This is a genomic window from Betaproteobacteria bacterium, from assembly GCA_016709965.1.
Lineage (GTDB): Bacteria > Pseudomonadota > Gammaproteobacteria > Burkholderiales > Rhodocyclaceae > Azonexus > Azonexus amarohabitans.
The window spans coordinates 18,630-33,213 of the sequence record JADJLT010000001.1 but is presented as its reverse complement, the minus strand read 5'-3'; the positions used below and the strand labels follow the sequence as shown (position 1 = coordinate 33,213).

General features: G+C 59.2%; 16 protein-coding genes. 6 read left to right on the top strand and 10 right to left on the bottom strand.

The window, feature by feature from the left end; all coding sequences use genetic code 11:
- Positions 1-27 precede the first annotated feature (27 nt).
- On the bottom strand, positions 28-1,359 hold the full coding sequence (locus tag IPJ12_00185) for a serine/threonine-protein kinase (protein ID MBK7645630.1): 1,332 nt from the start codon (positions 1,357-1,359) through the stop codon (positions 28-30).
- A 69-nt stretch (positions 1,360-1,428) separates the two neighbouring features.
- Between IPJ12_00185 and IPJ12_00180 the strand changes: the two genes are divergently transcribed.
- Positions 1,429-1,803 carry a hypothetical protein gene (locus IPJ12_00180; protein MBK7645629.1) on the top strand — a complete coding sequence of 125 codons (375 nt, stop codon included), beginning with the start codon at positions 1,429-1,431 and terminating at the stop codon, positions 1,801-1,803.
- 67 nt (positions 1,804-1,870) lie between these two features.
- On the opposite strand, the gene IPJ12_00175 is transcribed toward IPJ12_00180, so the two are convergent.
- The 3 genes from IPJ12_00175 to IPJ12_00165 form a co-directional block, all read right to left on the bottom strand.
- On the bottom strand, positions 1,871-2,257 hold the full coding sequence (locus IPJ12_00175) for a DUF3597 domain-containing protein (protein MBK7645628.1): 387 nt from the start codon (positions 2,255-2,257) through the stop codon (positions 1,871-1,873).
- A 188-nt stretch (positions 2,258-2,445) separates the two neighbouring features.
- The gene (locus IPJ12_00170; protein MBK7645627.1) at positions 2,446-3,069 is read right to left on the bottom strand and encodes a cysteine hydrolase; all 624 of its coding nucleotides are present in this window, start codon (positions 3,067-3,069) and stop codon (positions 2,446-2,448) included.
- On the bottom strand, positions 3,066-3,479 hold the full coding sequence (locus IPJ12_00165; protein MBK7645626.1) for a 4-oxalocrotonate tautomerase: 414 nt from the start codon (positions 3,477-3,479) through the stop codon (positions 3,066-3,068). Before IPJ12_00165 ends, IPJ12_00170 begins: the two co-directional genes overlap by 4 nt.
- Before the next feature lie 87 nt (positions 3,480-3,566).
- Here IPJ12_00165 and IPJ12_00160 point away from each other — a divergent pair, with 87 nt between their 5' ends.
- Positions 3,567-4,484 (top strand): LysR family transcriptional regulator, encoded by a 918-nt coding sequence (locus tag IPJ12_00160; protein MBK7645625.1) that lies wholly within the window; start codon positions 3,567-3,569, stop codon positions 4,482-4,484.
- A 201-nt stretch (positions 4,485-4,685) separates the two neighbouring features.
- Here the strand turns inward: IPJ12_00160 and IPJ12_00155 are convergent, their stop codons facing one another.
- Both IPJ12_00155 and IPJ12_00150 read right to left on the bottom strand, forming a co-directional pair.
- On the bottom strand, positions 4,686-5,504 hold the full coding sequence (locus IPJ12_00155; protein MBK7645624.1) for a hypothetical protein: 819 nt from the start codon (positions 5,502-5,504) through the stop codon (positions 4,686-4,688).
- Between the two features lie 35 nt (positions 5,505-5,539).
- Complete coding sequence (locus IPJ12_00150; protein ID MBK7645623.1) at positions 5,540-6,127, bottom strand: sel1 repeat family protein; 588 nt, start codon at positions 6,125-6,127, stop codon at positions 5,540-5,542.
- Positions 6,128-6,406: 279 nt separating this feature from the next.
- On the opposite strand from IPJ12_00150, the gene parC reads away from it, so the two are divergent.
- Positions 6,407-8,809 carry a DNA topoisomerase IV subunit A gene (parC, locus tag IPJ12_00145; GenBank protein ID MBK7645622.1) on the top strand — a complete coding sequence of 801 codons (2,403 nt, stop codon included), beginning with the start codon at positions 6,407-6,409 and terminating at the stop codon, positions 8,807-8,809.
- Between the two features lie 92 nt (positions 8,810-8,901).
- Here the strand turns inward: parC and IPJ12_00140 are convergent, their stop codons facing one another.
- From IPJ12_00140 to IPJ12_00125, 4 genes are all read right to left on the bottom strand, one after another.
- Positions 8,902-9,084, bottom strand: a complete 183-nt coding sequence (locus IPJ12_00140; GenBank protein ID MBK7645621.1) for a hypothetical protein — start codon at positions 9,082-9,084, stop codon at positions 8,902-8,904.
- Positions 9,085-9,192: 108 nt separating this feature from the next.
- Positions 9,193-9,747, bottom strand: a complete 555-nt coding sequence (locus IPJ12_00135) for a phasin family protein (protein MBK7645620.1) — start codon at positions 9,745-9,747, stop codon at positions 9,193-9,195.
- Positions 9,748-9,895: 148 nt separating this feature from the next.
- A complete protein-coding gene (locus IPJ12_00130; protein MBK7645619.1) occupies positions 9,896-10,693 on the bottom strand; it encodes an NAD-dependent deacylase in 798 nt (265 codons plus the stop codon).
- A gap of 17 nt (positions 10,694-10,710) precedes the next feature.
- Positions 10,711-11,115, bottom strand: a complete 405-nt coding sequence (locus IPJ12_00125; protein ID MBK7645618.1) for a flagellar basal body-associated FliL family protein — start codon at positions 11,113-11,115, stop codon at positions 10,711-10,713.
- Positions 11,116-11,351: 236 nt separating this feature from the next.
- Between IPJ12_00125 and trmA the strand changes: the two genes are divergently transcribed.
- From trmA to IPJ12_00110, 3 genes are all read left to right on the top strand, one after another.
- Entirely contained in the window at positions 11,352-12,458 is a 1,107-nt protein-coding gene (gene trmA, locus IPJ12_00120; GenBank protein ID MBK7645617.1) for a tRNA (uridine(54)-C5)-methyltransferase TrmA, read from the top strand.
- 183 nt (positions 12,459-12,641) lie between these two features.
- A complete protein-coding gene (locus IPJ12_00115) occupies positions 12,642-12,911 on the top strand; it encodes a hypothetical protein (protein ID MBK7645616.1) in 270 nt (89 codons plus the stop codon).
- A gap of 80 nt (positions 12,912-12,991) precedes the next feature.
- The gene (locus IPJ12_00110) at positions 12,992-14,344 is read left to right on the top strand and encodes a DEAD/DEAH box helicase (GenBank protein ID MBK7645615.1); all 1,353 of its coding nucleotides are present in this window, start codon (positions 12,992-12,994) and stop codon (positions 14,342-14,344) included.
- Positions 14,345-14,584 lie beyond the last annotated feature (240 nt).

Here is a 14,584-nt window from a genome sequence, read left to right as displayed (position 1 = left end):
GCCTCGCCCAAGCGGGTGACAACGCGATTATTGCTGCCTCAGGCCATCCAGCGTCTTGGAAATACTCGCAAACTGCGGTCGCGCCGCTACATTTTCCTGCGAACAATCGGCCTGCAAACATTTCATTTTGTCGGCTTTTTTCCGGTTGACCGCAGCATTGGCCCCAAACACGCAGCGCGCCAGCAATTCCTCTAGCAAACAGCCAAAAGCCCGCACCTCGATACGCTCCAGAGCCTTGGCGACGACCGGATCATCGGGCGGCACAAAGGATGCCGCACCAAAGTCGCCGAGCAAGGCCTGACCATCGGCAGCGTGCAAAATATTGTGACCATAGAGGTCGCCGTGCAGAATGCCTTTCGCATGCAGATGTTGAGCGGCCGAAGCGATGCCCAGCGCGATACGAATGGCATCGTCCACATCGAAGCGGGTCTCGGGCGGATAGACGTCACGCGTGCAGGAATCCAGGCTGGGTGGCCCGGCGAGGCTGCGAAAACTGCGGTCGATCAAGGCCATGACCAGCCCATGCGCGTCCTCGGGATGCGCCGCCAGCTTGCCAAGCACCGCAATCAAATTCGGGTGCTCGCCGGCGGTCAAGCAGGCATTCATTTCATTCAGCGGCAAACCATCGCTCGTCACTGCGCCCTTGAAAAGCTTCAGCGCCACCGGCTGCGAACCTTGTGCAGAGCGCCATTCGGCCTGATGAATGACGCCCGAAGCGCCCTCCCCCAACTGATGGCTGATCTGCAAATCATCCCAATGGATCGGTAAAGCCACGGCCTGCTCCGGGCCATCCTGGCAGAACGGATTACCGGCAAAAGCCAGCCACGACAGCCTCGGTAAGGAAAGTAGCCAATCGGGTAATTCCGTCAATCGGTTGGCCGCGATACGCAGCAACTCCAGTCCGGTACAATTGGCCATCTCCGGCGGCAGCGACCGTAACTGGTTGCCGGCCAGCATCAGCTTCTGCAAGCGCGTGCACCGGCCGATTTCCGGCGGTAGTTCGGCGATCCGGTTATCGGTCAAAATAAGCCAGCGCAGCTTTGGCGACAAGGCCGCCGCCGGCACCGTCCGAATCCGGTTCGCCTTGAAGCCAACCATTTCCAGGGCGGCACATTGACCGACAATGGCTGGCAATTCGATAAAAGGATTGTCCGAACAGAACAGGATACGCAGCTTGTGCAGGCGCGGCAGATCGTCGGGCAGCGCTGACAGTGCATTCCCGGATAAGTCCAGAATTTCCAGCGAATCTGCCAGATCGAAAATCTCGCGTGGAAATTCGCTCAGGGCGCAAGCCAGTTTCAGGCGGCGACTTCCCGCCAGCTTGCCGGCGCGCAGATCTTCAAGGGTGTTCAGTGACATTCAGGGCATTCCGGCAATGGGCGCAGCGGGCGTGATAAGGTGCGGCAGGATAACAAAAGATGGTGAAAAATGACTTGGGAGAAGGCTGCAAGCCCATCCATGACCGAACGCGGCATGCGCATCGCGCTGATTTTCGCCCTTGCCGCCGAGCGCCTGACGGCTTTTTACGAGCATTCGCAATGGCTGACTGAAGCGCAGGGCGCCAGTCTGGCGGCCGATTGGCTAAGTCGTTCAAAAAACAAGCTGCCGCTCAACGAACGCCGGCTGCTCTCTGCCCTCAGCGATCAACTCGCCCGCCAGATTCAGAGCAGTCTGTCACGCGAAGCCGGCATGTATACCGCCCATGAAATGATGGAATCACTCGATCCCAATCATCACTCTGAAATCGCCGAGTCGCTGATGCTGGAATGCGAGCGACTGCTGGACGAGGGTCTCGCCAGCTAAGCACCAAAAGAAAAGGCCCGTGCTGGACGGGCCTTGGTGTTGCCAATACGACGCTATCAGCGATCGATCAAAGCAGTTCAGCCGGGATGTTGCCGCCGTTGTCGGCCAGCTTCTGCAGCACGGCTTTGTGCAGCCACATGTTCATCTGGGCGGAATCGCCCATCTTGTCAGCCGGGCAACCGAGTTCGGTGGCCAGTTCCTTGCGCACGGCAAGGCTGCTGTCGAGACCGAGCAGCTTCATCAGATCGACAATCGATGTCTTCCAGTTAAGCTTTTCGGCGTGGCTCGCGGCCATCCCTTCCAGCTTCGCTACGACATCAACTGCGCTGATCGCGACCGGTGCAGCAGGCGCTGCAGCGGCAGCGTCCGCGCTGGCCGGTGCTGCATCGGCAACAACTTCCTTCTTCTCATCACCAAAACCAAGTTTGGCCAAAATATTGCTAAAGATTCCCATTTGAGCTCCTTAAATACGAGTGAAAAACCCCCGGAGAATCCGGAACGCAAGTTAATACTAATCAAATTGAGTGTCGGTTTGGTTAATTTATATGAACGCGGCTTAACATTTTTATATAAAAGTCACGGCAATTCGATGCATCGCTAACAAAACGCGGCCTTCCGGGCAGCTGTCGCAAGCATGCAAATTCAGCCGATTTTCATCGCCGCCAGCGTCGCCACATCGACAATTTCTGCGATGCGGTCCCCCAATCCGGCCAGCACCGCAGCGTTAAGCGTTGCGGCAGGAATCGTGGCTCCATCCGGCCCCGGTAGATCTCGGGTCGCGCAGGCATCGGCCACCACGCCAACCCGGTAGCCACGATGGAATGCCTCGCGGGCTGTTGAATCGATGCAGTTGTGGGTCATGTAGCCGGCGATGATCAGTGTTTCCACGGCGCGTGCCTGCAATTCATCGTTCAGGCCGGTGCCGGTAAACGCCGAGGGCAAGTGTTTATGGATAATCGCCTCACCTTCACCAGGTGCCAGCCCGGTGATGGCCGCAGTGCCAATGGAATCCGGCGCAAAAATGGGCGCCGTGGCCGGGGCAAGATGCAGCACATGAATGACGGCAACGCCGGCGCAGTCAGCCCAGGCGCGCAGTCGGCGGGCTGCGTTGCTGGCTACTGGCTCGTCCGGTAGCGTCAGAGGCCCGCTGCGGTATTCGTTCTGGTAGTCGATGAGCACGACGGCCGTCTTTGCAGCAACCAGCGTTGCGCCAGCCTGCAGACTGGCCTGTACGCCGCCGATCTGGCGAAGGGTACGGGCGTTCATGCGACACCGCCGGATGCTTCTGCCAACTCGCGCCGTACTTTGCGCGCGGCCTGCGTTTCGCCGTCGTAACCCCAGCTGTCGGCCGGCAGTTCGTGCAGCGCAACGTAGATGGGGGCTGCGACAGGGCCGATTGCTGCGGTCAACAGGGATTTTGCAGCAAAAATGAAATCCGCTTTTTCGGCGGCGCTGTTGGTGCCGGCAGTAATCAGCGCCTGCATGGCGGCGCTGACGGCCACCGCCTGCCCGTTGGCCGTGCTGGCCCCTGCCGGTAACTGCGCAACGCTGACCACCGTGAGCGCCGCCTCCTTGTGCAGGATGGTTTGCATCAGGCGGGTAGTTTCTTGCTGCAAATGCTGAATCGAGCCTGGCGTGGCAGCCGGGCCGCTCAAGGTAATCTGGATCAGGGGCATGGTTTTCTCCGTTTGAAGTGACGATGCCATCATTTCATTGCGGCTAATTCGATACAATCCAGTAAATTAATAACAGTTTGTTGCCCAATGGAAACAATCAATCCACTCGATCATTTATCCGACCTTGCTGCTTTTGTCCGGGTGGTCGATACGCAAGGCTTCTCATCGGCGGCGCGGGCCATGGGGCTGACCAAATCGGCCGTCAGCAAGCGTATCAACCGGCTTGAAAAGCAACTCGGCCTGCGCCTGCTGCAGCGGACGACACGCGCCATGTCACTGACCGAAGCCGGCCGGGTGCTTTACGAACGGGCGTCGCAAGGCGTTGCATTGCTCGATGAAAGCGCCCGCCTCGCTGCCGGCCTGCTTGATGCACCGCGCGGCACCCTGCGGGTCACTGCCTCGGTCACGTTCGGCAAACTCTGCCTGGCCCCGTTGATTCCAGAATTCCTCGCCCGCTACCCGGAGATCGATCTGCAACTGACCCTGCTCGACCGCATCGTCGATCTGGTTGATGAAGGCTACGACGTCGCTCTGCGCCTGACGCGCTCCCCGCCTGACCAGGTGGTGGCCAAGGCATTGATGCCAGTCCGTTATCGACTCTGTTCCACGGTCAACGGGAAAAAAGGACAAAAAGTCGAAACGCCCGCCGATCTCGCCGGCCACAACTGTCTGCACTACGGGCTGCGCGAATTCGGCAACGAATGGCGTTTTCAGCGCGGCAGTGAAGAGATGCGAGTGTGCGTGACGAGCAATGTGGTGGTCAATAACAGCGAAGTCGTGCGCGACCTGCTGCTCGCCGATATGGGCATCGGGCTGGTCTGGAACTACGCAGTGGATCGGGAAATTGCAGATGGCCGGCTAATTTCGTTGCTGCCGGACTGGACACCGGTCTGCCCCTTCGGCCAGACAGCCTGGGCAATCTGGCTGCCGCAAACGCATTTGCCACCGAAAATTCGTGTGTTTGTCGATTTTCTCGCCGAGCGCTTGAAGGAAACGCCTGCTTAAGCGCGCCGGACAAAGTACTTCCATTGCTCGCACGGGGTATTCCAACCGATTGACGGCCCAGCTCGGTTATCCCGCGGTCAACCGGAAAATTCTGCAAAAATTGAAATTTTCGGACATGAAAAAAGCGCCGACCAGCGGCGCTTTTTCAATGACCTTCATCACACAGATATCAGGTGATATGGCGCGCAGAAGCCATATCGATCAATTGACCTTCAGCGTACCACCACGACCCAAGCCGCCCTTGACGTCCTGCGCCTTGTAATTGCGCAGCGAGATGACCATGCTGTTGTAGGCATCCATGAACGCTGCAACGGTCGCCTTGCCTTCCGGCGTTTGCGAGAATCCGCTCAGGCCGCCAGCCGCTCCGCCACCGAACGCACCCAGCGCCGCACCGAAGTTGGTTGCCGTCGAATTGCCTTCGGAAATAGCAATTTGCACCGATGAGCGAATGTCAAAAAGCGACAGGGTGACAACCGAAACCCTGCTTTCCATGCCGGCCCCTAGCAGCTGGCCACCACGACCGCCGAGCAACGCACCGCCAACTGCACCGGCCAGACGACCGGTCGGTGACTCATCAATCACGATGGAGGGATCCATAAAGTAGTCAGCCGCAACACGCTGTCCCTTTTGCTGCTTAGAACCGGCCCGGAACTCACCGGAATTGCGTTGCTTGTCAGTTATTCCTGACAACTTGCTCTCCAGACGATTATTGCCAATGGAGGTGATGATGAAGCAGTTCGACTGCTGGACTGCCAGGCGAATCAAAGGCTCGATGGTGGTAATTTTGGTCGCCCGGCCGAAGCTGGCGTACCACTCCTTGCCGCGACCATCGTCGACGGCCAGCGTACCGAGCGGTGCCGGACAACGTTCCAGCGTGGGATTGGCACCCACGCTGGTGCCGCCCGCCGCCCCACCCGTCGCCGCCGTTGGTGCATTGCCGGACTGGATGACGCCACCACAGCCGGCCAGCATCAAGGCCGCCGCCGCACTCAGACAAAATGAAAGATTCTTGGTGTTCATGTCGATCAACTTTCTGTTGGGGTCACTAAATCGGTTCAATAATCATCACGGTAGTACCAGCCGCCATTGCCCCAATACCAACGGTAGGTATAACGGCTTTGCCAGTATTCGCGCAAATACACGCGCTGCGTATCCACCCAGCGGCGATAGGCAACTTCATTCTTCTTGGCTGCGCTTGCCTGGCCGAGCAGCTTTTTCGCTTCCTTGTCGCCTCGACCGGCAGCAATCGACAGCCATTTCTCGGCCTCGGCCGGGTCGGAGCCCATTTCCTCCAGACCCATCAGGTAGAGCTTGCCAACGGCCGTCTGGGCTTTGCGATCGCCACGTTCGGCGGCATCGCGCATCCACTGCAGGGCCTGATAACTATCCTGGCGCACGCCATCACCGCGAAAATAGCGCAAGCCCAGATCGTACGCGGCGCGTGGATCCTTTTCGGCCTTTGCCTTCAAGGCAGCCAGACGACGCTCGGCATCGGTATTTACTTCAGCAGCTGGGTTGAAGGTGGTGGTACTACGCGGACGATCGGAGCAGCCGGTATCGTCGCAGATACGGATCATCCGCTCTTCCTCTGCGTGTGCGACAGAGGTGACACAAAGCAGCAGCAATACTGGGATCAGCTTCATGGGATCAGTCCGGAAAACGCTTGAAAACCGCGTGAAATTGAACAAACAAACTCACTGAATCATTTGTACCATCAGATACTTATCTGCCGCATCGATTTGATTTAATTATCCCTAATAGATTCTCTAAGGGCAAGGAATACGACTCGGGAATACAGAGCCGTACCGCATTCGTCCAATATCTTCGAAAAGCTGCCGGCGTACCTGATGCTGTATCGAGGCCGGTTTCGGGTACCATCCGGCACGCACACCGTACAGACCGCGCAGTAACTACAGAATGCCATGACTGACCAGCTGAAACTTTTCGACCCGAACGCCCCACTCAAGACTGATCCGGAGCAGGTAGCCAATGCCGGCACCGATTCGGAAGCCCCCACATCGCTGACGGACGACCTGCACGTTGCCGAAGCAGGCGACACCACACCGCCGGATTTGCCCCCGGCTGCCAACGGCGCGGCCGGTGACATTCCATCTCCCGCCGATTACGCCGCCCGCCGCTATCTTGAATACGCGATGAGCGTCGTCACCGGCCGCGCCCTGCCCTCGGCTGCCGACGGCCAGAAGCCGGTGCAGCGCCGCATCCTCTACGCGATGCACCGCATGGGCCTGTACAAAAGCCCGCGCCACGTCAAATCGGCCCGCGTCGTCGGTGACGTGATCGGTAAATACCACCCGCACGGCGATTCTTCGGTCTATGACGCCATGGTCCGCATGGCGCAGGACTGGAGCCTGCGCTACCCCATAGTCGATGGCCAGGGCAATTTCGGCTCGCGCGACGGCGACAACGCCGCTGCCATGCGCTACACGGAAGCCCGCCTGACGCCCATCGCCGAGCTATTGCTGGCCGAACTGGATGAAGGCACGGTCAACTGGAAGCCGAACTACGACGGCGCCAACGACGAGCCCGCCCTGCTTCCAGCACGCCTGCCCTTCTGCCTGCTCAACGGCGCCTCAGGCATCGCTGTCGGCATGGCCACTGAAATCCCGGCACACAACCTGCGCGAAGTGGCAAAAGCCGCCGTCGAACTCATCCGGAATCCGGATTTCAGTGAAGACGAAGTACTGGCCATCATTCCCGGCCCGGATTACCCCGGCGGTGCGCAGATTATTTCAACACCGGAAGAAATCGCCGCCACCTACCGCAGCGGCCGCGGCAGCCTGCGCGTGCGCGCCAAATGGAAAATCGAAAACCTCGCCCGCGGGCAATGGAAGCTGGTCATCACCGAACTGCCACCAGGCGTCTCGACTGCCACCGTGCTGTCGGAAATCGAAGCTTGCTCGAATCCGGTAGCCAAGGAAAAGGCCGGCAAGAAAGTATTCACGCCGGAACAGCTCAACCTGAAAGCGGCCTTCCTGTCGTCGATTTCAGAAAGCGGTGTGCGTGATGAATCCGGCAAGGAACACGCCGTACGCTTGGTCATCGAGCCGGCCAGCTCCCGTCAGGGGCAGGACGATCTGGTGCGCATGCTACTCGCTCACACCAGCCTGGAAACCAATGCCTCGATCAACCTGACGGTGCTCGGCGTCAATGGCACGCCGCGCCAGGCTTCGCTGTACAGCATGATTGCCGAATGGTGCCGTTTTCGCCTGTCGACCGTGGAAAGGCGTACCCGCCACCGGCTGACCGCCGCTGAAAAGCGTATCCACATCCTCGAAGGCCGCCTGGCCGTCCTGCTCGACATCGACAAGGTGATCAAAGTCATCCGCGAGTCGGACGACCCCAAGGTCGACCTGATGGCGCACTTCAAGCTGTCCGAGATTCAGGCCGAAGACATCCTCGAAATCCGCCTGCGCCAGTTGGCGCGTCTGGAAGGCATCAAGATCGGCGAAGAACTCGCCAAGTTGCGCGAGGAAGCGGCCGGATTGAACAAGCTGCTCGACTCCGATGAGGCCATGCGCACCTGCGTTGCCGCCGAAATCGAAGCCGATGCGAAAAAATATGGCGACGACCGCCGCACCTTCATCGAAGCCGATGCCAAGGTCACGATGTCAGATGCCAAGACGGTTTCCATTGTCGATGAATCGACGACCCTGATCGTCTCCAAACACGGCTGGCTGCGCTCGCGCCAGGGCCACAACATTGATCCAACCCAACTCACTTTCCGCTCCGGCGACAGCCTGCTGGCCTGCCTGCCCTGCCGGACGGTCGATCAACTGGTCCTGCTCGACACCCATGGCCGCGCTTATTCCATCGCCGCGTCTGATATTCCCGGCGGCAAGGGAGATGGTATTCCGGCCACTTCGCTGGCCGACTTCCAGGATGGTGGCAAGCCTTGTCTGGCCTTGGCGGTCAAAAACGAACAGCTTTACCTGGTTGCCGGCGACGGTGGCTATGGCTTCCGCTGCAAGGGAGAGGATTTCCTGTCTCGCGGCAAGGCGGGCAAGGCCTTCCTGAGCCTGGGCGAAGATGAAGTGCCTGCAGTCTTCATGCCGGCACCGGGCCAGGGCGAAATATCCTGCATCACCAAGGACGGCCGTGCGCTGGTTTTCGACATAGCAGAAGTCCGGATGCTGGCCAAGGGGCGCGGCCTGAAGCTGATTGATGCGACGCCGGGCAAGGCCGGGCTGGACGACATTATTCCCGTGGTGGATGGCGTTGCCGGCAAACTCAAGGGCGAACGCCTTGAAATCTGTCGCGGTAGTCGCGGTGGCAAGGGCAAGCTGGTCAGAGCCAGTCGCAAGTAATTGGCGCGCTGAAACGCTGGCCAAAAGAAACGGGGCAAGCCGGCATTATCCTGGCTTGCCCCGTCTGCATTCAGACCGACCCTGATACGGACTCAGTTCGCGATGTCCGTCGCATGGTGCATGACCTCAACCTCTTCATGCTCCCATTCCTTGATGGTGTCCGACACCAGGCGGGCTTTTTCATGGGCATCCGGGTGATGGTGATGCTCCTCTTCGAAAACCTCCAAAGCATCGTGGATGGCTTCGGCCTTGGTATGAGCGTGGGTGTGTGGCATGGCGTTACTCCTTTCGGTGTTTCAAAGAAAAAAGCCCTCGGCAAGCAAGGGCTTTTCTCGTAACCGCAGTCAGACTCCGGCTATATCACTGCGACAAGCAGTCTGCGCTTAGGCAGCCTTCTTGGCAGAAGCCTTCGGGGCAGTAACGTTGGCGGCCTTCATCGTGGCGCTGGTAGCGGCAGCAACGCTGGCTTCGGCAACTTCAGCAGCCTGTTTGGCAGCCTTGTTCAGGCCTTCGTAGGCTTCGTTGGCGGTCTTGATTGCGCTCTTGACGGCAGCGACAGCGACTTCAGAACCAGCCGGAGCGGAAGCCAGAGCCTTTTCAACAATGCCGGAAACCTTGGCGTTGGTTTCAGCAACCTTGGTTTCGACTTCCTTGGCCAGCTTTTCCTTGGTTTCGGAAGCGATGGCGATCACGTTACGTGAGTATTCCATGCCCTTTTCGATGGACGGCGAAGCCATTTCCTTCTGCAGGGAAACGAAGGCATTGACATCCTTGGCGCCGAGCAGAGCGGTGAAGTTGGACATGGCGCCTTCGAAAACAGAGCGGGCAGCGGCCAGGTTCAACAGGGCCAGACGCTCGATGCCGTCAAAGGTGGTGTTGGCGAAAAACAGGGCGGTATTGATGCCGGACTTCGCGAAATCTTCGGGTTTGGTGAACATGGTTGAATCTCCTGAGGTTAAGTAATCGGTTGTCAGCACATTTATGTTGCGCTGCAGCATGACTCAATTCTAACCAATGGAAATGGCTTGTCAACCACTTTGTTGCACTGCACCATTTTTCATTCGGGGTGCTGTGGCAAATTCCCAACTAATCCGTCAGAACCGGGTACAGGCCCAGCCTGTCGAGGATTTCAGTCATTGCCTCGGCGGCGCCAAGCGGCAAATAATAGTCCACCATATCGCTGAGCTGGGTGCGTGCCGGATTGATTTCAACGGTCGGAATTCCGCTACAGGCCGCCAGTACGACCGGCTGCGTGATGTACGGAAAAATGCTGGAGGTGCCGATCGTAAAAACGATATCAAAACCCTCCTGAAAGGCATCGATAAAGCGATCAAGCTCACCTTCGGGCAGGGCTTCGCCAAAAAGCACGACCTTGGGCCGTAATACCACGCCACAAACCGGACACAACGGGGGTATTTCGCGTTCGGCTAGGTCTGCGGCAGCTTCCTCGTGAGTGCAGGCCGTACAGACCAATTCCTGCAGGTTGCCGTGAATTTCGATAATCTCCCGGCTACCCGCTTGGCGGTGCAGGCCATCGACGTTCTGGGTAAACACCATAACGCGATCGAGATGCTCTTCCAGGCAGGCAATCGCCAGATGGGCAGCATTCGGCTTGGCACCACGGCAAGTCTTTTCGATCTGGATCAGATATTTCCAGGTGATATCCGGCCGAACGGCAAATATCTGGCCCGAAAGCGCATCTTCAATGCGCATTCCCTCTTCCGTCTCATCACTATCGTAGAGTCCGCCAACGCCGCGGTAGGTTGGCAAGCCGGAGTCCGCTGAAATGCCCGCCCCGGTGATAAAAAGTACCCGCCGGGCATCGCGCAGATGTTCAGCAATCTGCTCCAGTGCAGCGTCAATTGAAGCAGAATAGGTCGTCATCGACGAGGTAAACAGCCTTACTGGATCAGGAACTTGGTGAACAGCACTTCCTTGACGCCGGTTTTTTCATCTTCATGAATGACATGGTTGGCCAACTCAAGGATTTCCTCGATCAGCGCCTTCTTGCCCTCCAGCGTGCGCAACTTTGCAGCGTCTTTACCGGACAACAGCAAGATGATTTCATGCTGAATCATCGGTTTGTATGAGGCCAGTGCATGTTCGGCTTCCGGATTGGCCGCTTCCAGAATCAGGCCGAACTGCAAATAATTTTCAGCACCCAGATTAACGGTGAAAATCATCGGCTCCGGGCCGCCACCACCGCCGCCGTGATCGTTGGCCTGCGCCGACATCGGCATAAGCAGCGCCAGCACCATCAGCAAAGGTGCCACCAAAGCGTGGAACATCCGGGGAGCAACGTTCATAACAGTCCTAAATGATTATTCTTGATTCAAGATACTTGGACTTTATACCGCCTGAAATTGAAAAAAGCCACCTTTGAGCGCCGGACAGGTGACCTTCACCGAGCATACTGCGCCCATTAACCGGTCAAATGGCGGTCCGCACTCCCTCTCATCGGCAGACCAGCGTATATTTCGCCCTCCACTCAGGGCCTTCGACCACGATTCGGCCCGGCACTGCCCACAAGATCACGCAAATCATGCCCCTCCCCAGTTTCGACCCCGCCCTCTATCCGGCCCAGCTGGCCAGTAAACTCGCCCATTTCGAGCAGACCTTCGCCGCGCTAGGCGTCGCCAATACCGTTGCTCATGCCTCAACGCCGCTGCACTACCGTCTGCGCGCCGAATTCCGCATCTGGCACGATGGCGACCGCCTTGACTACGCCATGTTCGATCCGGAAGACCCGCGGGTGCCGATCACGCTCGACACCTTCCCGCCTGCCGCCGAATCCATCTGCGCGCTGATGCCGCGCCTGCGCGACCGTCTGGCCATCAGCCCCATGCTGCGCCGCAACCTGTTTCAGGCCGACTTTCTTGCCACGTTGAGCGGCGACATGCTGGTGACGCTGATCTACCACCGTACGCTCGATGATGCCTGGGAAACCGCCGCCCGCGAAATGGCCGCCGAACTCGGCATCCGCCTCATCGGCCGCAGCCGTGGCCAAAAAAAGGTACTCGACCGCGACTGGGTGCTCGAAGAAATCGAACTCAACGGCCGCCAGCTGCGCTACAAGCAAGTTGAGGGCAGCTTCACCCAGCCCAACGGCGGCGTGAATCGCCAGATGCTCGGCTGGGCCTGCCAGCAGGCCGCCGGCATTGGTGGCAATATGGTCGAGCTGTACTGCGGGAACGGCAATTTCACCATCGCGCTCTCACCGCTATTCGACAAGGTACTCGCCACCGAAGTCAGCAAATCGTCCGTCCATGCCGCCCAGTTCAACCTCGAAGCCAATAACATCGAGAACGTCGCCATCGCCCGCATGTCGAGCGAGGAATTCAGCGACGCCCTGTCCGGCCGCGAAGAATTCACGCGCCTGAAAGAGGTCGACCTCGAACCCTTCCGCCATGCCACGCTGTTCGTCGATCCGCCACGCAGTGGGCTGGATGCCATCACGCTCGAACTGGCCCGTAGCTTCGACCGTATCCTGTACATTTCCTGCAACCAGCAAACCCTGCTCGACAACGTCACCGCCCTGCAGGACACCCACGCTATCAGCGCCTCTGCGGTATTCGACCAGTTTCCCTACACGCACCATCTGGAGTGCGGCCTGCTGCTGACGCGGCGCCAGTGGTCTGCTTCGCAATAAGCGAGCCATAATGAAAGCGTCGGATTTGTGTTCACGGCTAGGCGCGAACCGCAGCAATAGCCTTACCTATTGCGAGGATGAGCAACGACGCCGTGGATACGGAGGCCCCAGCTTGTCAGCCTGCCGCCGGCCGGCTGCGACCCAGTGGCGGTGGCCAACACCGCCACGCACCCGAGCCTCCCCATGAAAAGAACTGATCTCTACAAAAACCTCGCCAGCAAGATCGACCGCGACATGAAACAAGCCGGAAGCCCGGACCGCTTCGGCCAGGCCGCCGTCCTTGATCGCAAGGAACAACGCAAGCTGGACCAGGCCAAAGGTCTCATCCCCTTCGCCGTCAAGCTCGATGCACAACTCGCCGAACAGCTCCGCACCCTGGCCGAAGCCAGCGAAGGCGGCATCAATGAAGTGGTCGATACGCTGCTGCGCAAAGGCCTTGCCGCTGGCGTTTAACTGACGTTCGCAGCATGGGCGGGTTAAACTCGCCCTTTGGTTGTTCCCTTTTCGCTATTTAGCAATTGCCCTCCCCGCCCATGACATTTTCTACGCTCGGCCTTGCCGAAACGCTGCTCCAATCCCTCGAAACGCTCGGCTACAAGACGCCGACGCCGATTCAGGAGCAAGCCATCCCCGCCATCCTCGAAGGGCGCGACTTGATGGCCGCAGCCCAGACCGGCACCGGCAAGACCGCCGGCTTCGCGCTGCCCATCCTGCACAGCCTGGCCACCGACGGCATCAAGGTCGGCAGCAATTCCGTGCGCGCCCTTGTGCTCGTGCCGACGCGCGAACTGGCCGAACAGGTCCACGCCAGCTTCCGCCAGTACGGCGAACACACCAGCGTCAGCACCTACGCGGCCTACGGCGGCGTCAGCATCAACCCGCAGATGATGCGCCTGCGCCGCGGCGTCGATGTCCTTGTCGCGACGCCCGGCCGCCTGCTCGACCTCTACAGCCAGAACGCCCTCAAGCTCAACAAGGTGCAAGTACTCGTCCTCGACGAAGCCGACCGCATGCTCGACCTCGGCTTCTCAACCGAACTCGACGCCGTCTTCGCCGCCCTGCCCAAGAAGCGGCAGACCCTGCTCTTCTCGGCCACCTTCTCCGAAGTCATCCGCAGCCTCGCCAAGGCCCGCCTGCGCAACCCGCTGACCATCGAAATCAGCCCGCCCAACAGCACCGTCAAGGCCGTCAAACAGTGGATGGTGCCGGTCGACAAGAAGCGCAAGACCGAGCTCTTCCTGTTCATGCGCAAGGACCGGAAATGGGGACAGGTGCTCGTCTTCGTCAAGACCAAGCGCGGCGCCGACGACCTGGTCGGCATCCTCCAGGCCAAGCGCATCAAGGCCGATGCCATCCACGGCGACAAACCGCAACCGGCCCGCCTGCGCGCCCTGGAAAGCTTCAAGACCGGCGAAGTGCAGATCCTCGTCGCCACCGACGTCGCCGCCCGCGGGCTGGACATCGACGACCTGCCGCAAGTCGTCAATTTCGACCTGCCCATCGTCGCCGAAGACTACATCCACCGCATCGGCCGCACCGGCCGCGCCGGCGCCACCGGCGAAGCCATCTCGCTCGTCTGCGCCGACGAAGCCCCGATGCTCGCCGCCATCGAAACGCTGCTCAAGCAAACCCTCAGCCGCGAAGAAGAACCGGGCTTCGAACCCGATCACCGCATTCCGCTGACCGGCGCCGCCGCAATCGCGGCAAAGAAGATCAAAAAACCAAAGGTCGCCGGCGGCCGAGGCGGCAAAGGCACACCAAACAACTGGGTCGGCTTCGACGACGCCCCCAAACGCCCCGGCGCCCGGCCGGCAGCCCGTCCGGGCGGAGTCCCACGGTCAACCGGAAAAAATGGCCAAAAACAAAATCGGTCGGGTGGTCGCTGAACGAGAAATCAGGGGCTGAAATGAAAAATGGCACTTCATTGGAAGTGCCATTATTTCGTTGACTGAACCACCAATCAATTTGCCAGCCTATCGGCTACTTGTGTCGTTCGAGTCCTGATCGGCTCGCCAACTCAGACAGTTCTGGGAACTGGAAAATTGAGTTCCTCATTCGGTAGGGCGCACCCGAGAAGTTGATTATCGGCACTAGTTTTTGAAAATTGAAGTTTCTAAGTGATGAAT